At 40.3% G+C, this 18889-nt stretch carries 17 protein-coding genes; 5 read left to right on the top strand and 12 right to left on the bottom strand.

Annotated elements, in window-relative coordinates; all coding sequences use genetic code 11:
* Window positions 1-9: 9 nt before the first annotated feature.
* From hybB to hybO, 3 genes are read right to left on the bottom strand one after another with little or no spacing between them, the layout of a single operon-like run.
* Window positions 10-1233: a Ni/Fe-hydrogenase cytochrome b subunit gene (gene hybB, locus ACUXZ4_RS00925; protein ID WP_464973196.1), complete on the bottom strand. Its 1224-nt coding sequence runs from the start codon at window positions 1231-1233 to the stop codon at window positions 10-12.
* The gene (gene hybA / locus ACUXZ4_RS00920; RefSeq protein WP_464973965.1) at window positions 1226-2266 is read right to left on the bottom strand and encodes a hydrogenase 2 operon protein HybA; all 1041 of its coding nucleotides are present in this window, start codon (window positions 2264-2266) and stop codon (window positions 1226-1228) included. Before hybA ends, hybB begins: the two co-directional genes overlap by 8 nt.
* Window positions 2267-2282: 16 nt before the next feature.
* Window positions 2283-3434, bottom strand: a complete 1152-nt coding sequence (gene hybO / locus ACUXZ4_RS00915; protein ID WP_464973964.1) for a hydrogenase 2 small subunit — start codon at window positions 3432-3434, stop codon at window positions 2283-2285.
* 197 nt (window positions 3435-3631) lie between these two features.
* Here hybO and trmA point away from each other — a divergent pair, with 197 nt between their 5' ends.
* From trmA to mutS, 3 genes are all read left to right on the top strand, one after another.
* The gene (gene trmA, locus ACUXZ4_RS00910) at window positions 3632-4729 is read left to right on the top strand and encodes a tRNA (uridine(54)-C5)-methyltransferase TrmA (protein WP_464973195.1); all 1098 of its coding nucleotides are present in this window, start codon (window positions 3632-3634) and stop codon (window positions 4727-4729) included.
* Window positions 4726-5487, top strand: a complete 762-nt coding sequence (locus tag ACUXZ4_RS00905) for a class I SAM-dependent methyltransferase (RefSeq protein ID WP_464973194.1) — start codon at window positions 4726-4728, stop codon at window positions 5485-5487. The genes trmA and ACUXZ4_RS00905 overlap by 4 nt, the downstream gene beginning before the upstream one ends.
* Before the next feature lie 104 nt (window positions 5488-5591).
* Window positions 5592-8177: a DNA mismatch repair protein MutS gene (mutS, locus tag ACUXZ4_RS00900; RefSeq protein ID WP_464973193.1), complete on the top strand. Its 2586-nt coding sequence runs from the start codon at window positions 5592-5594 to the stop codon at window positions 8175-8177.
* A gap of 32 nt (window positions 8178-8209) precedes the next feature.
* Here mutS and ACUXZ4_RS00895 read toward each other — a convergent pair whose 3' ends face one another.
* From ACUXZ4_RS00895 to ACUXZ4_RS00865, 7 genes are all read right to left on the bottom strand, one after another.
* Entirely contained in the window at window positions 8210-10054 is a 1845-nt protein-coding gene (locus ACUXZ4_RS00895; protein WP_464973192.1) for an ABC transporter ATP-binding protein, read from the bottom strand.
* A 169-nt stretch (window positions 10055-10223) separates the two neighbouring features.
* Complete coding sequence (gene glmS, locus ACUXZ4_RS00890; protein WP_464973191.1) at window positions 10224-12056, bottom strand: glutamine--fructose-6-phosphate transaminase (isomerizing); 1833 nt, start codon at window positions 12054-12056, stop codon at window positions 10224-10226.
* A 44-nt stretch (window positions 12057-12100) separates the two neighbouring features.
* Window positions 12101-12877, bottom strand: coding sequence for a DeoR/GlpR family DNA-binding transcription regulator (locus ACUXZ4_RS00885; protein ID WP_464973190.1), 777 nt, complete (start codon window positions 12875-12877; stop codon window positions 12101-12103).
* Between the two features lie 133 nt (window positions 12878-13010).
* A complete protein-coding gene (locus ACUXZ4_RS00880; RefSeq protein WP_464973189.1) occupies window positions 13011-13286 on the bottom strand; it encodes an HU family DNA-binding protein in 276 nt (91 codons plus the stop codon).
* A gap of 160 nt (window positions 13287-13446) precedes the next feature.
* A complete protein-coding gene (locus ACUXZ4_RS00875; RefSeq protein ID WP_464973188.1) occupies window positions 13447-14037 on the bottom strand; it encodes a YjaG family protein in 591 nt (196 codons plus the stop codon).
* A gap of 14 nt (window positions 14038-14051) precedes the next feature.
* A complete protein-coding gene (gene hemE / locus ACUXZ4_RS00870) occupies window positions 14052-15116 on the bottom strand; it encodes a uroporphyrinogen decarboxylase (protein WP_464973187.1) in 1065 nt (354 codons plus the stop codon).
* Window positions 15117-15210: 94 nt separating this feature from the next.
* Window positions 15211-15972, bottom strand: a complete 762-nt coding sequence (locus tag ACUXZ4_RS00865; protein WP_464973186.1) for a glycosyltransferase family 2 protein — start codon at window positions 15970-15972, stop codon at window positions 15211-15213.
* Between the two features lie 119 nt (window positions 15973-16091).
* On the opposite strand from ACUXZ4_RS00865, the gene ppa reads away from it, so the two are divergent.
* A complete protein-coding gene (ppa, locus tag ACUXZ4_RS00860; RefSeq protein ID WP_464973185.1) occupies window positions 16092-16619 on the top strand; it encodes an inorganic diphosphatase in 528 nt (175 codons plus the stop codon).
* A 61-nt stretch (window positions 16620-16680) separates the two neighbouring features.
* Complete coding sequence (locus tag ACUXZ4_RS00855) at window positions 16681-17442, top strand: M48 family metallopeptidase (RefSeq protein ID WP_464973184.1); 762 nt, start codon at window positions 16681-16683, stop codon at window positions 17440-17442.
* A 109-nt stretch (window positions 17443-17551) separates the two neighbouring features.
* Here ACUXZ4_RS00855 and ACUXZ4_RS00850 read toward each other — a convergent pair whose 3' ends face one another.
* Entirely contained in the window at window positions 17552-18208 is a 657-nt protein-coding gene (locus ACUXZ4_RS00850; protein ID WP_464973183.1) for a hypothetical protein, read from the bottom strand.
* A 15-nt stretch (window positions 18209-18223) separates the two neighbouring features.
* Entirely contained in the window at window positions 18224-18862 is a 639-nt protein-coding gene (locus ACUXZ4_RS00845; RefSeq protein WP_464973182.1) for a hypothetical protein, read from the bottom strand.
* Window positions 18863-18889: the final 27 nt, after the last annotated feature.

Below are 18889 nucleotides of genomic sequence, written 5' to 3'. Positions count from 1 at the left end.
ATGTTGCCGCTATTGAGTAATAATTTGTTCGCTATGAGCGGCTTTATTCGCAATAATTTGATGTGATTTCTCGGTATTCGCTTCTTTTAATACAGGTAAAACAGGGAATAAGCGAATAATTAAAATATAGGCACAAACCTCAATGGATACGAAGCCAATTGAAATTAATAATTCCTCGGCGGAAGGGAAATATTGGTAACCATTGCCCGGATTGTACATAATCAAAGAATAATTCATGCGCCATAGGGCTGCACCTAATAACATGCTGAGTGCTGAAATAAATAACCAGCGGCTATCAGAACGTTTTTCCCCAAGGAATAAAGTGAGCAATGGCAAGGTCATTAACCAGATTTCAGCCCAAAACATCCAAGCTTCAAAAGTATGTAATTTATCCCAACCCACCACATAATGAAGCTTATCGTTGTAAATAAGTTCGCCAAAGCGACAGGCTAAAAAGATGAAAATTAGCACCGCGGTTGTTTGCGCCAGTTTTGTAAAGAGATGGCGCTCATCTGGTGTTTTACCTGCTAGTCCTGCTTTCACTAATGAACCTTCAAAAATCACGATAGAAAAGCCCATAATAAAGGCGGTAAGCAGGGATAAAATCGGCAACATTTCATAGCCTTGCCAAACAGGATGAACTTTATGGCCCGCAACTATCATTAATGAACCCATTGATGATTGGTGCATCATTGGGAGTAGCGCCCCTAAAGCAATGACAAAGAACATGATTTTGTTAAGCTTTTCAAATAATTTTTTGAAACCGAAATAGCCTAACCATACAGGTGCAAACTCCAAAGTGACTACAAAAATATAAATAGTCATACAAACTGCGGTCTCAAATAACACAGAATTTGTATTGAACTGACCTGGTAGGAAGAAGTAAGGCAAATGCCAGTAACGCCCCATATCAATAGTGATTGACAGTCCACCTAAAGAGTAACCGAATAGACTAGCTAGCAAAGCAGGACGCACAAGCGGGTGATATTTTCCATGATTAAACACGTAAACCGTCCATGCCAATGCCCAACCACCACAAGCAAATCCCGTACCAACCAAGAGGTCAAAGGCAATCCAAATACCCCAAGGGTAGCCGCCATTTAGCGCTGTTACGGAACCAATCCCTAAAAATAGACGTTTTGCAATTAATAGCAGGCAAATAATAGCAAGGGGTGCGAAAAATAAAATTGGGGCGGAAATGAGCTTGCCACCAATAGGACGAATTTTACCCATGATGTTTTTCCTCCTCTTTATCCATTGCTTCTTGCATTTCTTTACGAGCAATCTTCATTTCAGCTAATTTTGCTTTAATTTTATCGCCATGCATATTGCGGAAAGTCATAACGGACAGCCCAGCTAATGCGACAAGTGGTAATGCCATACCGCGATATAAGAAATGTTGTAAATGTGCGGCTCTTGAACCTGTTGAATGTTCATCAAGCGCGGGTAAGCCTAAATTTTCGGTAGGTACACCACTAATCACTAACACTTGCGTACCGCCCGCTTCTTCCTCACCATAAACATGGTTATAGTAACGAGGTACAGTTGCTCGATAATGGTCTTTACTATCAATGCTTTGTCGCGGGTAATTGTATTCGGTACCATACAACAAATTGAGACGTTTTCTGGCTTCTTTGAGCAATTCATCTCGTGGACCAAAAATAATGGCGCCTGTTGGGCAAACATGACAACAACCCGGTAGTTCGCCTTTATCAATGCGTTCTAGGCCTTTTTGATTGCATAATTCACATTTGGTAATTTCGCCAAATGGATTGTCATATTCATATTTTGGTACATCAAACGGGCAAGCCACCATGCAATAGCGACAACCCGTACAAATATCGGGATCGTAATTGACAATACCTGTTTTCGGATGTTTGGTTAACGCTTGCACCGGACAAACGGTGACACAGTTTGGATCAACACAGTGCATACATTGTTTTTTCACATAAGCATAGCCGTTGTTGACCTGATCTTTTCGCGTGCCTTCGCCATCTGACCAAACTTGAATAACATTGCGCGTATATGGCGATAACTTATCGTTATTAGACCAAGTTTGTTCGCCTTTAGGATTAATTGTGGTTTTGTTGATTTGCTGACATTCCGTCACACAAGCCTGACAACCGACGCAAAGTGTTGAATCATACAACATACCTAATGCATCGGGACTAACTTCCGCTTTATCGCTCGCTTGAGCAGCGCGGATTGGTACAGTGGATAATGCGCCACTTAATAAGCTTGCTTTTATAAAATTACGTCTATCCATCATTCTTTCCTATGCGTTATGAGTGCATATTTGCATCGTTGGATTTCGTTTTTTCACTAATATTTTTTTGCGCTTTACGTTGCACTGTTAATTCTTTTAGTGTCACAACGCTTACGCCAGCTAAGATTGCTGCAGCTCCACCAAGTAAAGCGATTGCGGTAGGTGAAGCATTGTCGCCTTCTGTATTGGCAACATCAGGTTTATTCACTCTTGGTGTTGGATTTTCAACGGAAGCCAATTGAAAGATACCTTTGGTAAAACCAATGCCTTTGTCATTACAACCGTAGCAAGGATGACCAATGCCCACAGGCCAGTTATTACCGCCCACATCACAAAATTCGAGGGTTGAGCAATTACCATAGGTTTCAGGTCCTTTACATCCAAGATGATATAAACACCAACCTAAACGATGTCCTTCATCGCCAAATTCTTTCGCAAAACGACCTGCGTCAAAGTGCGGTCTGCGGTAGCAGTTTTCGTGAATTAAGCGATCATAAGCAAATAATGGACGATTTAATTTATCCATTGCAGGTAATTTTTTGTAAGTAATAATGTAGGCGACGGTTGCTAAGAAATTATGTGGATTTGGCGGGCAACCTGGGATATTGATCACTTGTTTACCCGGTAAAACATCCTGTAAACTCACCGCACCTGTTGGATTTCCACCACTAGAAGGCACGCCTCCCCAAGCAGAACAGGAACCGATAGCAATAATTGCCGCAGCATCTTCTGCAGCCTCTTTAATGTGTTCCACAATAGGTTTGCCAGCGACCATACAATAAACACCGCCATCTTTAATTGGAATGGAACCGTCCACAACGAGCACATATTTGCCTTTGTATTTGTGCATCGCGTTATGTTTATTTTCTTCTGCTTGATCGCCGAAAGCAGCAGAAAGCGCTTCATGATATTCTAAGGAAATTAAATCTAAAATGAGGTTTTCTACTGTGGGATGGGTTGCCCGCAATAGTGATTCTGTACAACCTGTACATTCTTGTGCGCCAATCCAAATAACAGGCGGACGTTGTGGATTTGTTAAGGCTTCCGTCATTTCTGCGCCCGCTTTTGAGCTTAGCCCCATTGTTGCTGCAATCGCAGTACAGGCTTTCATAAAATCTCGACGGGAAACATCATTGAATACGGAAAGTAAGCCGTCATCTCGTTGCATAATATACACTCCAATTTCACGCATTATCTGTATGGTTATTGCGTATAATAGCAATTTACCCACATAAAAAATGTGACTTTGATCAAAAATTAACAAAAATTTTACAAATTAACTCTTTATGAGTAGATCGAGAAAAATACCTTAACGACTGCTTTTTATGATAGAATTTGCGCCAATTTTTACAGGGATAAATTGACATGCAAGCCTTACCGATAGAACAATATTCAGCGCTTCTCGACAAAAAACGCGAAAAATTAACCGCACTTTTAGTGCCTTTTTCCGCGCCTGAACTCAATGTGTATGATTCGCCAACTTCGCATTTCCGTATGCGTGCGGAATTTCGTGTTTGGCACGATCAGGGCGATCTTTACCATATTATGTTCGATCAAGAGAGCAAAAAACGCTATCGTGTGGATAGCTTTCCCATTGCGAGTCAACTGATTAATCGCATGATGCAATGCTTGATTCCTTTGTTGAAAGAGCAAGACATTCTATGTCGTAAATTGTTCCAAATTGATTATTTAAGCACCTTAAGCGATCAAATTGTGGTGAGTTTGCTTTACCACAAAACGCTAACAGAAGAGTGGCAACAAGCGGCGCAAGCATTAAAAGTGCGGTTAGAAAATTTAGGTTTTCAAGTGCAATTAATTGGACGCGCCACTAAACAGAAAATTTGTTTGGATCGGGATTATGTGGACGAAATCCTCTCTGTAAATGGTCAACAATATATTTACCGCCAAATTGAAAACAGTTTTACCCAGCCTAATGCGATGGTGAACAGTAAAATGTTGCAATGGGCAATTGAATGTACAAAAAATAGTCAGGGTGATTTATTAGAACTGTATTGTGGTAACGGCAATTTTTCTATCGCCTTAGCACAAAATTTCCGCAAAGTGCTGGCGACGGAAATTGCAAAACCCTCTGTGCAAGCGGCACAATTTAATATTGAAGTGAATAAAATCGATAATTTGCAAATTATTCGGATGTCAGTGGAAGAATTCACACAAGCAATGAATGGCGTTCGTGCTTTTAATCGTCTAAAAGGCATTGATTTAGCGGATTATCAATGTAACACGATTTTTGTTGATCCACCGCGCGCAGGTTTGGATGCGGAAACCATCAAATTAGTACAACAGTATCAACGCATTTTATACATTTCGTGCAATCCTTATACGCTCTGTGAGAATTTGCAAACCCTTTGTCAAACTCACCGCATTGAACGTGCGGCGTTGTTCGACCAATTCCCTTATACCGAACATATGGAAGCAGGTGTTTGGTTGGTACGAAAATCATGAATATTCAATTGCTTTGCGAAACAGAAAATAGCGAAAAATTCACCGCACTTTGTCAGCAACAAGGGGTAATTCATGATCCCAATAGCATAATAGCCTTGGTGCAAGCGAGAATGGATGAGGATTATCGCCTTGAATTACGTAAATTGGATGAACCTAAATTGGGTGCGGTATTTGTTGATTTTATCGGCGGAACTATGGCACATCGCCGTAAATTTGGTGGTGGACGAGGCGAAGCTATCGCCAAAGCTGTTGGGGTTAAAGGCAATGAATTGCCAACAGTGATTGATGCCACAGCGGGATTAGGGCGCGATGCTTTTGTGTTGGCTGCCATTGGTTGCCAAGTAAAATTAGTCGAACGCCACCCCGTTGTTCGCTTATTGTTGCAAGATGGTTTAAGACGAGCCTATGCGGATGCAGAAATTGGTGCCATGTTACAACAAAATTTGCAATTATTGACCGCAACACATATCGAACAATTAAATCCAACCCAAGATTTTGCTGACGTGGTTTATCTCGATCCCATGTACCCACACAAGCAAAAATCGGCATTAGTCAAAAAAGAAATGCGCGTGTTTCAACATTTGGTAGGTGCTGATTTAGACGCAGATAGCTTGCTTGCCCCTGCGTTACAACTAGCTAAAAAACGCGTAGTGGTGAAGCGCCCCGATTACGCCGAATTTCTTGCTCAAAAGCCACCGCACTTTAGCCGAGAAACCAAAAATCATCGTTTTGACATTTATTCGACTTGCGCAGGGTAAAAAGATTGCTATTCACTGAGATTTAAACTGAAAGTGCGGTAAAAAATACCGCACTTTTTTGTTATAATCCGCTCCATATTTGTTATTCAATAGAGCCGTTTTTTATGCAAAATTTCGAAAATCATACGCCGATGATGCGACAATATTTGACTTTAAAAGCAGAGAATCCAGATATTCTACTGTTTTATCGCATGGGCGATTTTTATGAGCTGTTTTATGATGATGCAAAGAAAGCGGCAGCGTTGTTGGATATTTCGTTGACGAAGCGCGGTGCTTCTGCGGGCGAGCCAATTCCCATGGCGGGTGTGCCTTATCATGCGGTAGAAGGCTACTTGGCGAAATTAGTTCAGTTGGGCGAAAGCGTGGCGATTTGTGAGCAAATTGGTGATCCTGCTTTGGCAAAAGGTCAACCTGTTGAGCGTAAAATTGTGCGCATTGTGACACCGGGCACAGTGAGCGACGAAAGTTTATTGTCGGAACGCGTGGATAATTTGATTGTTGCTCTTTATCAAGAAAAAGCGCGTTTTGGCTTGGCAATTTTGGATATGACCTCGGGACGTTTTCAAATTAGCGAGTTGGATAGCAAAGAAAACGTTAAAACGGAATTACAGCGTTTATCGCCAGTAGAATTGTTGTATTGCGAAGATTTTGCGGAAATGCAACTGATTGAAAATGCAAAAGGTTTACGTCGTCGTCCTATTTGGGAATTTGAATTAGGCACTGCTGTGCAATTATTAAATCGTCAATTTGGCACGCAAAGTTTAGCGGCTTTTGGCGTTGAAAAAGCAATTTTAGGGCTTTGTGCCGCAGGTTGTTTGTTGCAATATGCGAAAGAAACGCAGCGTACCGCATTGCCTCATATTCAAAGCATAAGTTTAGTCAAAGATAACGAGCATATTCAGTTAGATTCCGCCACTAGACGCAATTTGGAATTGACCACAAACCTTGCGGGTGGCACAGAAAATACCTTGGCTTCGGTGTTAGATAAATGCGTCACGCCAATGGGAAGTCGTTTATTAAAACGTTGGTTACATCAACCCATTCGCCAAATTGATAAGTTGCAGCAACGTCATAGTTACATTGAAGAAATCCTCAATTTAGATTTAGTGAACGAATTGCAAACTTGCCTAAGACAAGTGGGCGATATGGAACGTATTTTGGCGCGAGTAGCGTTGCGTACGGCACGACCACGAGATCTGACACGTTTAAGAACAGCCTTAGAGCAACTGCCTGAAATTAACCAATTACTCAAAACTTCGCCGAAATTCACCGCACTTTCGCGATCAATTCATGAATTTCCGCAATTATTAGATCTATTGCAACGTGCCATTATTGAATCACCGCCTTTGCTCATTCGTGATGGTGGTGTAATTGCGCAAGGCTATCATGCAGAATTGGATGAATGGCGCAGTTTGGCTGAGGGTGCAACGCAATATTTGGAAGAACTTGAACGTCGTGAACGTGAAACCACAGGCATTGATACGTTGAAAGTGGGCTTTAACGCGGTGCATGGTTATTACATTCAGATTAGCCAAGGACAAGCACACAAAGCACCAATGCATTATGTGCGCCGACAAACCTTGAAAAATGCGGAACGTTACATTATTCCTGAGCTGAAAACCTATGAAGACAAGGTGCTGAAAGCCAAAGGAGCGAGTTTAGCATTAGAAAAACAGCTTTATGACGAAATTTTTGAGCAAATTCTACCGCACTTAGCACAACTTCAATTAACCAGCTTAACCTTAGCAGGTCTTGATGTGATGACCAATTTAGCTGAACGAGCTGATAGTTTGCATTATGTGCGTCCACAATTTAGCGATAAGATTGGCATTCAAATTGAAAATGGTCGCCATCCCGTTGTGGAGCAAGTGTTGAAAGAGCCTTTTATTGCTAACCCATTAACCTTAAATCAACAGCAACATTTGTTGATTATTACGGGGCCAAATATGGGCGGTAAAAGCACCTATATGCGCCAAACCGCGTTGATAACCTTAATGGCTTATATGGGCAGTTTTGTGCCTGCGGATAGTGCGGTGATTGGTCCTATTGATCGTATTTTTACTCGTATCGGTGCGAGCGATGATTTGGCTTCGGGACGCTCAACCTTTATGGTGGAAATGACGGAAATGGCAAATATTCTTCATCAAGCCAGTGCGCAAAGTCTGGTGCTAATTGACGAAATTGGGCGTGGCACTTCCACTTACGATGGTTTATCTTTAGCTTGGGCTTGTGCGGAATGGTTAGCGAAAAAAATAAAATCTCTCACTTTGTTTGCTACCCATTATTTTGAATTAACAGTATTGCCAGAACAAATCGATGGCATTGCTAATGTGCATTTAGATGCCTTAGAGCATAACGGTAGTATTGCTTTTATGCATTCTGTTCAAGCGGGCGCTGCCAGTAAAAGTTATGGACTTGCGGTTGCGGCTTTGGCGGGCGTGCCACAAAATGTGATTAAGTTAGCAAAACAAAAACTCGCACAGTTGGAGAAACTATCAACGCAAAGTGCGGTGAAAAAACAACAAGATTTTACACCGCACTTACAAGGTGAATTAGCTTTAATGGATGAAAGTGCATATCCGCAACAAGTGCTGCAAATGCTAGACGAATTGGATCCTGATGAACTCAGTCCAAAACAAGCATTGGCTTATTTATATCAACTCAAGAGTTGTTATCAGGAAAATAAATAAACTCTGAGTATAAGGACGTTTGAAGGCGTCCTTTATTCATTGACTTCCATTAAAAAACCGCCACTCTGATGTTGCCACAGTTTTGCGTATAAACCATTTTGGGCGAGTAATTCATTGTGTGTGCCTTGTTCGACAATTTTGCCTTCATCAATCACAATTAATCGATCCATTGCAGCAATGGTGGATAGACGGTGGGCAATGGCGATAACGGTTTTGTTTTCCATCATTTTATCGAGGCTTTGTTGAATTGCCGCTTCCACTTCGCTATCCAATGCGCTAGTGGCTTCATCTAATAATAAAATTGGTGCATCTTTGAGCATAACACGCGCAATAGCGATACGTTGGCGTTGACCACCTGAGAGTTTGACACCTCGTTCGCCTACATAAGCATCATAGCCTGTGCGTCCACGAGCATCACTAAGTAGAGGAATAAAATCCGCAGCTTCAGCCCGTTGAGCTGCATTTAGCATATCTTGTTCACTAGCGTTTGGGCGACCATAAATAATGTTTTCGCGTACAGAACGATGTAATAATGAGGTATCCTGTGTCACTAATCCAATTTGGCTGCGTAAACTTTCTTGTTGCACATCCACAATATTTTGTCCGTCAATGGTAATGCTACCTGATTGTGCTTCATAAAAACGCAATAAAAGATTAACGATAGTGGATTTACCAGCACCAGAACGACCAATTAAACCTACTTTTTCGCCTGCTTTAATGTGAAGATTAAAATCTGTTAATACGGTTTTTTCTTTGGCATAAGCAAAGCCAACATTATTAAAACAGATTTCACCTTTCGTGACTTGTAAGGCTGAGGCGTTGTTTTTATCTACGATGGTATGTGGCTTAGACAGCGTGTGCATGCCGTCATTTACGGTGCCGATATTTTCAAATAAGCGGGCGGATTCCCACATAATCCAATGCGATAATCCATTAATGCGTAATGCCATGGCAACTGAAGTGGCAATGGCTCCCACACCAACCACGCCTTGTTGCCATAAAATCATACCTAAAACAGCAGAGCCTAAGGTTAGCAAAATATTATTGGCGTAGGTTAGCGTGTCTAATAAAGTCGCCAAGCGCATTTGATCATGTACGGTAAGCATAAATTCTTGCATGGAATGTTTGGCATAAGCCGCTTCTCTTGCACCATGAGAGAATAATTTAACCGTAGCAATATTGGCATAAGCGTCAGTGACGCGTCCTGTCATTAAGGAGCGGGCATCAGCTTGGCGTTCAGCACTTTTGGCTAATTTAGGAATGATGTAATACAAAATAATGCTAAAGGCAATTGCCCATAGAATAAAAGGCAATAGCAGCCAACTATCAAAGGCAATGAGCACCACGCCTGAGGTAATAAAGTACACGCTAACATACACCACCATATTAGCAACAGTCAGCACAGTATCTCTTACCGCAAGGGCGGTTTGCATCACTTTTGCCGATACGCGCCCCGCGAACTCATCTTGATAAAAACTAAGGCTTTGTCCTAGCATCAGGCGGTGAAAATTCCAGCGTAATCGCATAGGAAAAACACCTTGTAAGCTTTGTAAGCGAACTAGTGACGTGAGGAAAGTTAAGCCAATGCTTAAAATCAGCACCACAAACATGGTGATGAGTGGCAAACCTTTTTCTGCCCATAGCGTTGTAGGTGAATACTGACCTAACCAATCAACAATTTTGCCCATAAATTGAAACATAAGGGCTTCGACAATTCCGGTACAAAGAGTGAGAAAGGCGAATAATGCAATCCAAGCTTTTGTGCCTTCTAAGTTTGACCAAATAAATTGTAGCAATCCAGCTTTGGGCGTTTGAGGTGGTGCATCTGGATAGGCATTAATGCGATTTTCAAACCACGTAAAAATTTTATTTAACATACTGAGATAAAAGAAAAGGCGACATGGGTCGTTGTAGAAATAGACTTATTATAACTGAATTGTGTCAGTTTATATAGCCGAGCGATGCGAGCAAAACTTCGTAAAAATTAACCGCACTTTAATTGGAATAGGATAAAAAGAAAGGGCGCAGTGGTGCGCCCTGAGAGAATTATTCAACCGTTACCGCTTTAGCGAGGTTGCGTGGTTGATCCACGTCTGTTCCTTTGATTAAAGCAATATGATAAGAAAGCAATTGTAATGGTACCGTATAGAAGATTGGTGCTGTCACTTCGTCTACTTTTGGTAACACAATGGTTTTAAAGCCTGAACTCTCTTCAAAGCCAGCTTCATGATCCGCCAATACATATAATTGACCGCCACGCGCGCGTACTTCTTCAATATTAGATTTTACTTTTTCTAATAAGTCATTTTCTGGTGCCACAACAACAACTGGCATTTCGCTATCAATTAACGCCAGAGGACCATGTTTTAGTTCACCAGCTGCATAGGCTTCCGCATGAATATAGGAAATTTCTTTTAATTTCAATGCAGATTCCATTGCAATTGGATAATATTCACCACGACCTAAGAATAGGGTATGGTGTTTATCAGCAAAGTCTTCAGACAGTTTTTCAATTTGTTTATCTAAAACTAAAGCGCTTTCAATTTGTGCTGGTAAACGTTGCAGCGCTTGAACAATATGATGTTCTTGTTGTTCATTCACTTTGCCATTTAAACGGCCCAATGCCGCAGTCAATAATAATAAACAAGTCAACTGTGTTGTGAAGGCTTTGGTTGAAGCGACGCCAATTTCTACTCCGGCTTTTGTCATAAAGGCAAAGTCAGATTCTCGCACTAGCGAAGAACTTGCTACATTACAAATCGTCATTGCCGCCATATAACCAGATTCTTTCGCTAAGCGAAGTGCGGCTAACGTATCGGCTGTTTCACCTGATTGTGAAAGCGTAATTAACAAGCTATTTGGGCGAGTAACAAATTTACGATAGCGGAATTCGGAAGCGATTTCCACATCACAACTCACACCTGCAATGGCTTCAAACCAATAGCGAGCCACCATGCCTGCATTGTATGAAGTACCACAAGCAACAATTTGTACATGTTGGGTTTTGGATAAAATTTCCATTGCATTCGGTGCAATGGCTTCAATATGCACTTTACCATCTTTAATGCGACCGTCTAAGGTATTCATAATCGCAACCGGCTGTTCAAAAATCTCTTTTTGCATATAGTGGCGATATGGGCCTTTATCTGCTGCATCAGATTCAAAATTGCCTTCGTGGATTTCACGTTCTACTTGTTGACCTGAGCGATCGTAGATATTCACTTGAGTGCGCGTAATTTCCGCTACATCACCTTCTTCTAAATAAGCAAAACGGCGCGTTACACTTAATAAGGCAAGTGGATCTGAAGCTAAAAAGTTTTCGCCGATACCATAACCGATAACCAATGGCGAACCTGAACGTGCAACAATTAAATGTTCCGGCTCTTCTTCATTTAATACAACTGTACCATAGGCTCCACGTAATTGTTTGACAGCTTTTTGTACTGCTTCTAATAAGGAATTAGAACTGCGTAGTTCCCATTCCACTAAATGAGCGATAACTTCTGTATCTGTTTGTGATTGGAACACATAACCACGTTGTTGTAATTCGGCTTTTAATACTTCATAGTTTTCAATAATACCATTGTGTACCACAGCGATTTTGCCTGAACGATGCGGATGAGCATTGGTTTCTGAAGGCTCGCCATGAGTTGCCCAGCGGGTATGCGCAATACCGGTTCCACCTGGAAGAAAATTCTCTTCTAATGCATCATCTAATGCTTTGACTTTGCCTACGCGGCGTAAAACCGCCATTTTTTTATCTTGACCAAGCAAAGCAACGCCCGCAGAGTCATAACCACGATATTCTAAACGATGTAAACCGTCTACTAAGATTGGTGCTACATCACGTTGTGCTACTGCACCGACAATTCCACACATAAGTTTTCCTTTTTTAAATTAAGGGCAATGCCCATTTATTAAATTTATTTAGCAATAATCACTTTCACATGATGTTGTTCAATGATTGCTTTATCCTGTACTGACAATAAATCGTCTGTAATTAGTACGTCAATTTGTTCCCAGCCCAACTCTAAATTCGGGATTTTTCGACCAATTTTTTGGCTTTCAATCATAACGATAACTTCTCGTGCCACTTCCGCCATCACTTGACTTAAACCCACTAATTCATTGAAGGTTGTTGTTCCTCGTTCCAAGTCCAAGCCATCTGCACCGATAAATAACTGATCAAAATCGTAAGAGCGTAACACTTGTTCTGCCACTTTTCCTTGGAAGGATTCTGAACGCGTATCCCAAGTGCCACCAGTCATTAATAATGTAGGCTCATTTTCCAAAGCGTGTAATTCAGTTGCTACCGACATAGAATTGGTCATGACCACCAATCCCTGTTTACCTTCTAGTTGTTTAATGAGCGATTTGGTTGTGCTACCACTATCCACAATAATGCGGTGATGATCTTTAATGCATTGCGCCGCTGCTTTTGCAATGGCAATCTTTCGTTTCGAAACTTCAGCATCTTGTTCATCCTCAATAAAATCTTTCGGCATAAGAATGGCTCCGCCGTAACGACGCAGTAGAAACCCATTATTTTCTAGGGCGGTCAGATCTTTACGAATAGTGACTTCTGATGTTTCAAAAAGCTGGACTAATTGTTCTACGCTCACTTCACCTTGCTGTTGTAATAACTGCATAATATGGTGGCGACGTTGTTGCGTGTTACGATGACTTAAGTTTCGTTTCATTAATAAAATATGCCAATTTTGTTTTGAAGCGAAATTATATAGAGAAAAATGATAATGTAAATAGCAATGAAAGAAATTTTAGCAATAAAAAACCCTACCATGAGGTAGGGTTGGATATTAGATGAGAAATAAATTAACCATTTACTTCGTCTTTTAATGCTTTACCTGCAACGAACGCTGGTACTTTTGATGCTGGGATTTTGATTTCCGCACCAGTTTGTGGGTTACGACCTGTACGTGCTTTACGCTCGCTCACTTTGAATGTACCAAAGCCGATTAATTGCACAGGTTCGCCAGATTTTAAGCTAGAGGTAATTGCACCTAAAGTTGCTTCTAATGCTGCTTTTGCATCTTTTTTGGTTAAATTTGCAGCAGTTGCAATAGCATCAATTAAATCCGTTTTGTTCATATGAAATACCTTAAATTTTGTTCTATATAACGTTATTGGAGGGGTAAAGCAAAATTTGTTTTACCTTGATAATTTATATCTGCTGAATCAGCCTCATTAGCTTAAGCGAAGTATGGCTAAAATCAAAGCATTATTTTGTAAATTTTGTTAAAGATCACAATTATTTTTGGATTTCTACACCAATATTTGAAATTCCATTGCTGCGAAGTTCATTTTTGAGATCCAAAATGAGATCTACATCACGTTCTTCTTGTTCTTTAAGAAGGCGATAAATTTGCCATTGCACATCCAATTCTTCTTCAATTTCTACCGCACTTTTTAGCTCGGACTCGGATAAACTTTTGTCTTGCTGTGTTTCCAACATAGTGGCAATAGTTTGTAATGAAAGTTGGCTGAGTTTAATCGCTTGTTCTAAAGTCGATCCTGCAATAACGCTATGCAATAATTCGGAAAGTGCTTCGCAAGCGTCCAATGCTGGAACTACGCCAAAAAAATCGTAATCATTGACATCAGGAATAATACTTTCTAGCTTTTCTAACTGATTCTCAAAATTAATTTTTGCGCCCTTGACAGTGAGATGCTCCCACACTAAGTTCAAAATATTTTGATAAACTTTAGCGAAGTCTTCTTGTTCAGTTACTTGGCAGAACAGATGATAATTGGGATACATCCGCTCACATAAGCACGCCATAAAAGTGAGATTTTGCCAAGTTTCAAAACGTTCAAGCCGTTTATGTATTGGATTACGCATTTTGTTCTCCAAATTTATTTGTGGTAAGGTTTTGACCATTCGTGAATGGCATCAACGAAGATTTTTGGATTTTCTACTGGCACATCTAAATGAATGCCATGACCTAGATTAAATACATGACCCGAACCCTGTCCAAAGTCAGCCAAAATAGACCGCACTTCTTGTTCAATGCGTTCAGCGCTGCCATATAAAACTGAAGGATCCATGTTGCCTTGTAAAGCGACTTTATGACCAATGCGCGCTTTCGCATCCGCAATATTCACAGTCCAATCTAAACCAACCGCATCACAACCAGTGTTTGCAATCTGTTCTAACCATAAGCCACCGCCTTTAGTAAACAGGGTGACTGGTACTTTTCTGCCTTCGTTTTCACGAATTAAGCCATCGACGATTTTGTGCATATATTGTAATGAGAAATCAATATAGTCACGATGTGCCAACACGCCGCCCCAAGTGTCGAAAATCATAACCGCTTGTGCACCGGCTTTGATTTGTGCGTTTAAATAAAGGATGACTGCGTCGGCAACTTTATCTAATAGTTGATATAAAAGTTGCGGATCGGCGTACATCATTTTCTTGATTTTCGTGAAGGCTTTGCTTGAACCACCTTCAACCATATAAGTGGCAAGTGTCCAAGGACTGCCAGAAAAACCAATGAGTGGCACTTCGCCTTTTAATTCTCTGCGAATGGTTCGCACAGCATTCATGACATATTGTAGTTCGCCTTCAGGATCAGGAATTGGAAGGTTTTTCACATCTAATACGTTTTCAATAGGTTTAGCAAATTTTGGCCCTTCGCCTGCACCAAAACTTAATCCTAATCCCATGGCATCAGGAATGGTTAAAATATCAGAAAAGAGAATTGCCGCATCAAGATCGTAACGACGTAGTGGTTGTAAGGTGACCTCACAAGCTAACTCTGCGTTACGACAAAGGGACATAAAATCGCCCGCTTGTGCGCGAGTTGCTTTGTATTCCGGCAAATAACGCCCAGCTTGACGCATCATCCATACTGGCGTGTAATCCACTGGTTCACGCAATAAAGCACGCAAATAACGATCGTTTTTTAACATTGTCATGAGCAAAGTTCCTTGTAAAATTTGAATGAAAATAACCGCACTTTGCGGAAAAGTGCGGTCATTATAAAGGGAATTTTTAAATTTGACGATCTTATTATTGCGTTTTTGTCCGTTGCCAAAGTTCTGCATATTTTACAAAAGTCGAATGTGCAGAAAGGACTGCCAATAAAAAGCCTTGTTTGCCGTCTAAAAAGCCTGCTTTAAATAAATACATTTTCACAAAGCAAGCTAACGCATGAGAAACACCATCGAATAAACTGGCTGTTTTGCCTTTGTTTTGACGTTGTTCCGCCCAAGCTTTTGCGTAATTAGCGGATTTGATTAAATAATGATGAACGCTTTTGTAAGTGAAATGTAATAAGTCGCCTTTGAGTTTCTCTACTTTAGCGTTGTCGGGATAATGCACCCGTTCATGCACTAATTCATCGCCATATTGAGCAAAATGGGTAGGATATAAACGCACCACATAATCGGGATACCAACCTGAATGGCGAATTTCACGTCCAAATACAGAACTTAAACGAGGGAGTCTAAATACGGTATCTGAGGCATTTTTTGCCACAGCGACTTGAATGGATTGACGTAAATCGTCAGTGACACGTTCATCTGCATCTAACCAAAGAACATAATCGCTGGTGACATATTGCTGTGCTAATTGACGTTGTTTGCCGAATCCCTGCCAATCTGTATTTTGGTAGAATTTCGCACCATAATCACGCGCAATTTGTTCAGTATTATCAGTGCTTCCGCTATCAAGGATAATAATTTCATCCACCCAATCTTTCACTGTATCTAAACACAAAGCAAGATCTTGGCTTTCATTTTTGACAATCATAGCGACACTGAGTGTTGGCATAGTTATATCCTTAAATCATGAAAAATTTTTAGTATTCTAACCGCACTTTCTAGCAAAACCAACTAAATCTCGTTATAATCCATGTGTTTATTAACTGTTCTTATAAGAAGGAAGCCAAAATGGGTTTAGAAAGCGTACCAGCAGGTAAAGAATTACCAGATGATATTTATGTTGTGATTGAAATTCCAGCGAATTCAGATCCAATTAAATATGAAGTAGATAAAGAAACCGGTACATTATTTGTTGACCGTTTCATGGCAACAGCAATGTTCTATCCAGCCAACTATGGTTATGTCAATAACACCTTATCATCAGATGGCGATCCTGTGGATGTATTGGTGCCAACACCATATCCATTACAACCAGGTTCAGTGATCCGTTGCCGTCCAGTTGGCGTATTAAAAATGACAGACGAAGCGGGTGGTGATGCAAAAGTTATCGCTGTACCACATACAAAATTAAGCAAAGAATATGATCACATTAAAGATGTGAACGATCTTCCAGCTTTATTAAAAGCACAAATCCAACACTTCTTCGAAAGCTATAAAGCATTAGAAGCAGGTAAATGGGTGAAAGTTGAAGGATGGGGCGATGTGAATGAAGCACGTCAAGAAATCCTCGAATCTTTCGAACGCGCTAAGAAATAATTAATTGATAATATACCGCTTTGCGCCAACAAAGCGGTATTTTTTTACTTAGGAAATCGTTATGTTAAGCGTAAATAAAAAATTTGTCGTTGTTGCTTTAGGCAGTGCTGTATTAACAGGTTGTGCCACAACAGCGGAAATTAACCGAGAGTCTGAAGGTCAATATGCGCAAGTATTGGCAGAAGCTAGAGCAAAAGGCGTATTAGATACTAGCTCTACCACATCAAAACGTATTCAAAATGTATTCCATCAAATGGTGCCTTATGCAAGGCAAGAAAACCAAACTGGTGTGAAATTTAACTGGCAAATTGCAGTTGTTAAAAGTAAAGAACTGAATGCTTGGGCAATGCCAGGCGGTAAAATGATGTTCTATACTGGATTAGTGGATAATTTAAAACTGAATGATGAAGAAATTGCTACTGTAATGGGGCATGAAATGGCGCATGCGTTAAAAGAGCATGGCAAGTCTTCTCGTAATGTGGGTGTTGCAACGACCATTTTTGGTACTGTTCTTGATATTGGTGCTTCTATTGCTTTAGGTGCTGATGCGAGCGGATTGGGTAGTGGCGCAGTGGATTTAATTGCTTCCAAACCTTATTCTCGTAGTAATGAAACAGAAGCGGATGAAGTAGGTTTAATGCTGATGGCTAAATCTGGATATAATCCACAAGCTGCCCCGGGATTATGGCAAAAAATGAAACAAGCGGGTGGTGGCGAAAGTGGATTAGCCAACTTGTTCTCAACGCACCCAAGTGATAATGCGCGTCAAGCAAACTTACAACGTTTATTACCAGAAGCGATGAAGTTGTATAAACCTCGTTAGTTATAAAAAAGTGCGGTGGAATTTTTGATAATTTATGAATGCCACACAAAAGAAGAAATAATAAAAAGGGTGTTTTCATACCCCCTTTTTTATCATCTCGTGATTTAAATTAATTGCTTATTGCCGCAATCGGTGATAATAAAATCGCTAATCCAACTAAAGCCACATCGCCCACCAACATTGCAGGAGTTGCTACTACTTTTGCCACAAACCCTACAGGATCAGTTATTTTGGTTGATGTTTTTTCGGTTTTAATATGAATTGGCAATGGGGTTTCAAATTGGTAATTTCTCGCTACATCATTAGCTTTAAGGTACATCTCACCAGTTAAACGGTAACCCTTGTTATACAGTTTTGGGTTTTGTTTTGTAGGATTAAATCCCAGATTTTCTAAAATCGCCTTTTCTTTACTGTTTTGAGGTTCGTAATATAAAGTAAAGTTGGAATAAAATGATTTTGCATTTTCACTTAACACCACATTAAATGGCTGATTTTGTGCAGTTGAAAAGGCTTTGGGTAATTTCGTGTTTAGCACCTTAAACAATTCAGCACTTTCCTCAGGATTAATGAAATACCAATAGGTATCTCCCATCATCACTAATTGCTGATTCGTTTTCGTTTGCCCAAAGGCGCGTACGTTGTCTTTAGCAAAGTCTTCTCTTTTTACCGTTTCTTCCGTTACGGGATCATAATCCCATAGTAACATCGTGCAACCAGAGAGGATAACACTTAAACCAATCACACCTAATTTGATTAGTTTTTTCATATCAACCTCCAATCTTTATTTTACAAATTCACTAAAGGTAAGCTCGTAATCATCGCCATCTCGGCTATATTTTAAGTAACGAGGGAATTTCTCGCCAGCGTATTTTTTTACCGTAATATCTTTATCGCCGGTATGGAATGTATAAGTAATTTCAGTTGCGCTTGTTGCTTTATCTAATTTCACATTGCGTTCGCTTTTTTTCACAAACACATTATTCATTGGATAGAGTTTTTTGCCATTAGTGGTAATGAAATTGACTGGCAATTTATCGTAATAACTTAACTGAAATGCCATGGTAAATAAATCATAGGTTGGCACATCAATAGCTTCGGTTTTTAAGCCACTTTTAAGTTTGCCATATTCAATTTGTTTTCCATTAATTTTAGCTTGAGCATAAGTTTTGCCATTACGGGTATCTTTGTAATTGAGCATATGGAATTGGCGGTTGGCTTGGTTGCCTGATGAAATGAATTCGATTTTATAAAGTGGCACATTAATTTTGGCGTGAATGGTATATTGGCTACCAGTTTCATTAAAATTCACATAGGCCGGCATTAAGTAATTAGAACTGTATTTGATATTGTAGCTTTCTGCATAGCTCAAAGAGGCTGTTCCTAGCGCAAAAAGTGCGGTTAAAATTTTAATTGTTTTCATCTTCTTTCCCTAAAAATTAAGGCGTGC

The sequence above is a fragment of the Reella acinonychis genome (assembly GCF_052828705.1).
Note: the sequence above shows the minus strand (reverse complement) of the source record. Positions and strands in the feature narration are given on the sequence as shown.

Bases quoted from the DNA above. Each gene is read 5' to 3' on its own strand.
- hybB (WP_464973196.1), bottom strand. From the start codon at position 1,233: ATGGGTAAAATTCGTCCTATTGGTGGCAAGCTCATTTCCGCCCCAATT.
- hybA (WP_464973965.1), bottom strand. From the start codon at position 2,266: ATGGATAGACGTAATTTTATAAAAGCAAGCTTATTAAGTGGCGCATTA.
- hybO (WP_464973964.1), bottom strand. From the start codon at position 3,434: ATGCAACGAGATGACGGCTTACTTTCCGTATTCAATGATGTTTCCCGT.
- trmA (WP_464973195.1), top strand. From the start codon at position 3,632: ATGCAAGCCTTACCGATAGAACAATATTCAGCGCTTCTCGACAAAAAA.
- ACUXZ4_RS00905 (WP_464973194.1), top strand. From the start codon at position 4,726: ATGAATATTCAATTGCTTTGCGAAACAGAAAATAGCGAAAAATTCACC.
- mutS (WP_464973193.1), top strand. From the start codon at position 5,592: ATGCAAAATTTCGAAAATCATACGCCGATGATGCGACAATATTTGACT.
- ACUXZ4_RS00895 (WP_464973192.1), bottom strand. From the start codon at position 10,054: ATGTTAAATAAAATTTTTACGTGGTTTGAAAATCGCATTAATGCCTAT.
- glmS (WP_464973191.1), bottom strand. From the start codon at position 12,056: ATGTGTGGAATTGTCGGTGCAGTAGCACAACGTGATGTAGCACCAATC.
- ACUXZ4_RS00885 (WP_464973190.1), bottom strand. From the start codon at position 12,877: ATGAAACGAAACTTAAGTCATCGTAACACGCAACAACGTCGCCACCAT.
- ACUXZ4_RS00880 (WP_464973189.1), bottom strand. From the start codon at position 13,286: ATGAACAAAACGGATTTAATTGATGCTATTGCAACTGCTGCAAATTTA.
- ACUXZ4_RS00875 (WP_464973188.1), bottom strand. From the start codon at position 14,037: ATGCGTAATCCAATACATAAACGGCTTGAACGTTTTGAAACTTGGCAA.
- hemE (WP_464973187.1), bottom strand. From the start codon at position 15,116: ATGACAATGTTAAAAAACGATCGTTATTTGCGTGCTTTATTGCGTGAA.
- ACUXZ4_RS00865 (WP_464973186.1), bottom strand. From the start codon at position 15,972: ATGCCAACACTCAGTGTCGCTATGATTGTCAAAAATGAAAGCCAAGAT.
- ppa (WP_464973185.1), top strand. From the start codon at position 16,092: ATGGGTTTAGAAAGCGTACCAGCAGGTAAAGAATTACCAGATGATATT.
- ACUXZ4_RS00855 (WP_464973184.1), top strand. From the start codon at position 16,681: ATGTTAAGCGTAAATAAAAAATTTGTCGTTGTTGCTTTAGGCAGTGCT.
- ACUXZ4_RS00850 (WP_464973183.1), bottom strand. From the start codon at position 18,208: ATGAAAAAACTAATCAAATTAGGTGTGATTGGTTTAAGTGTTATCCTC.
- ACUXZ4_RS00845 (WP_464973182.1), bottom strand. From the start codon at position 18,862: ATGAAAACAATTAAAATTTTAACCGCACTTTTTGCGCTAGGAACAGCC.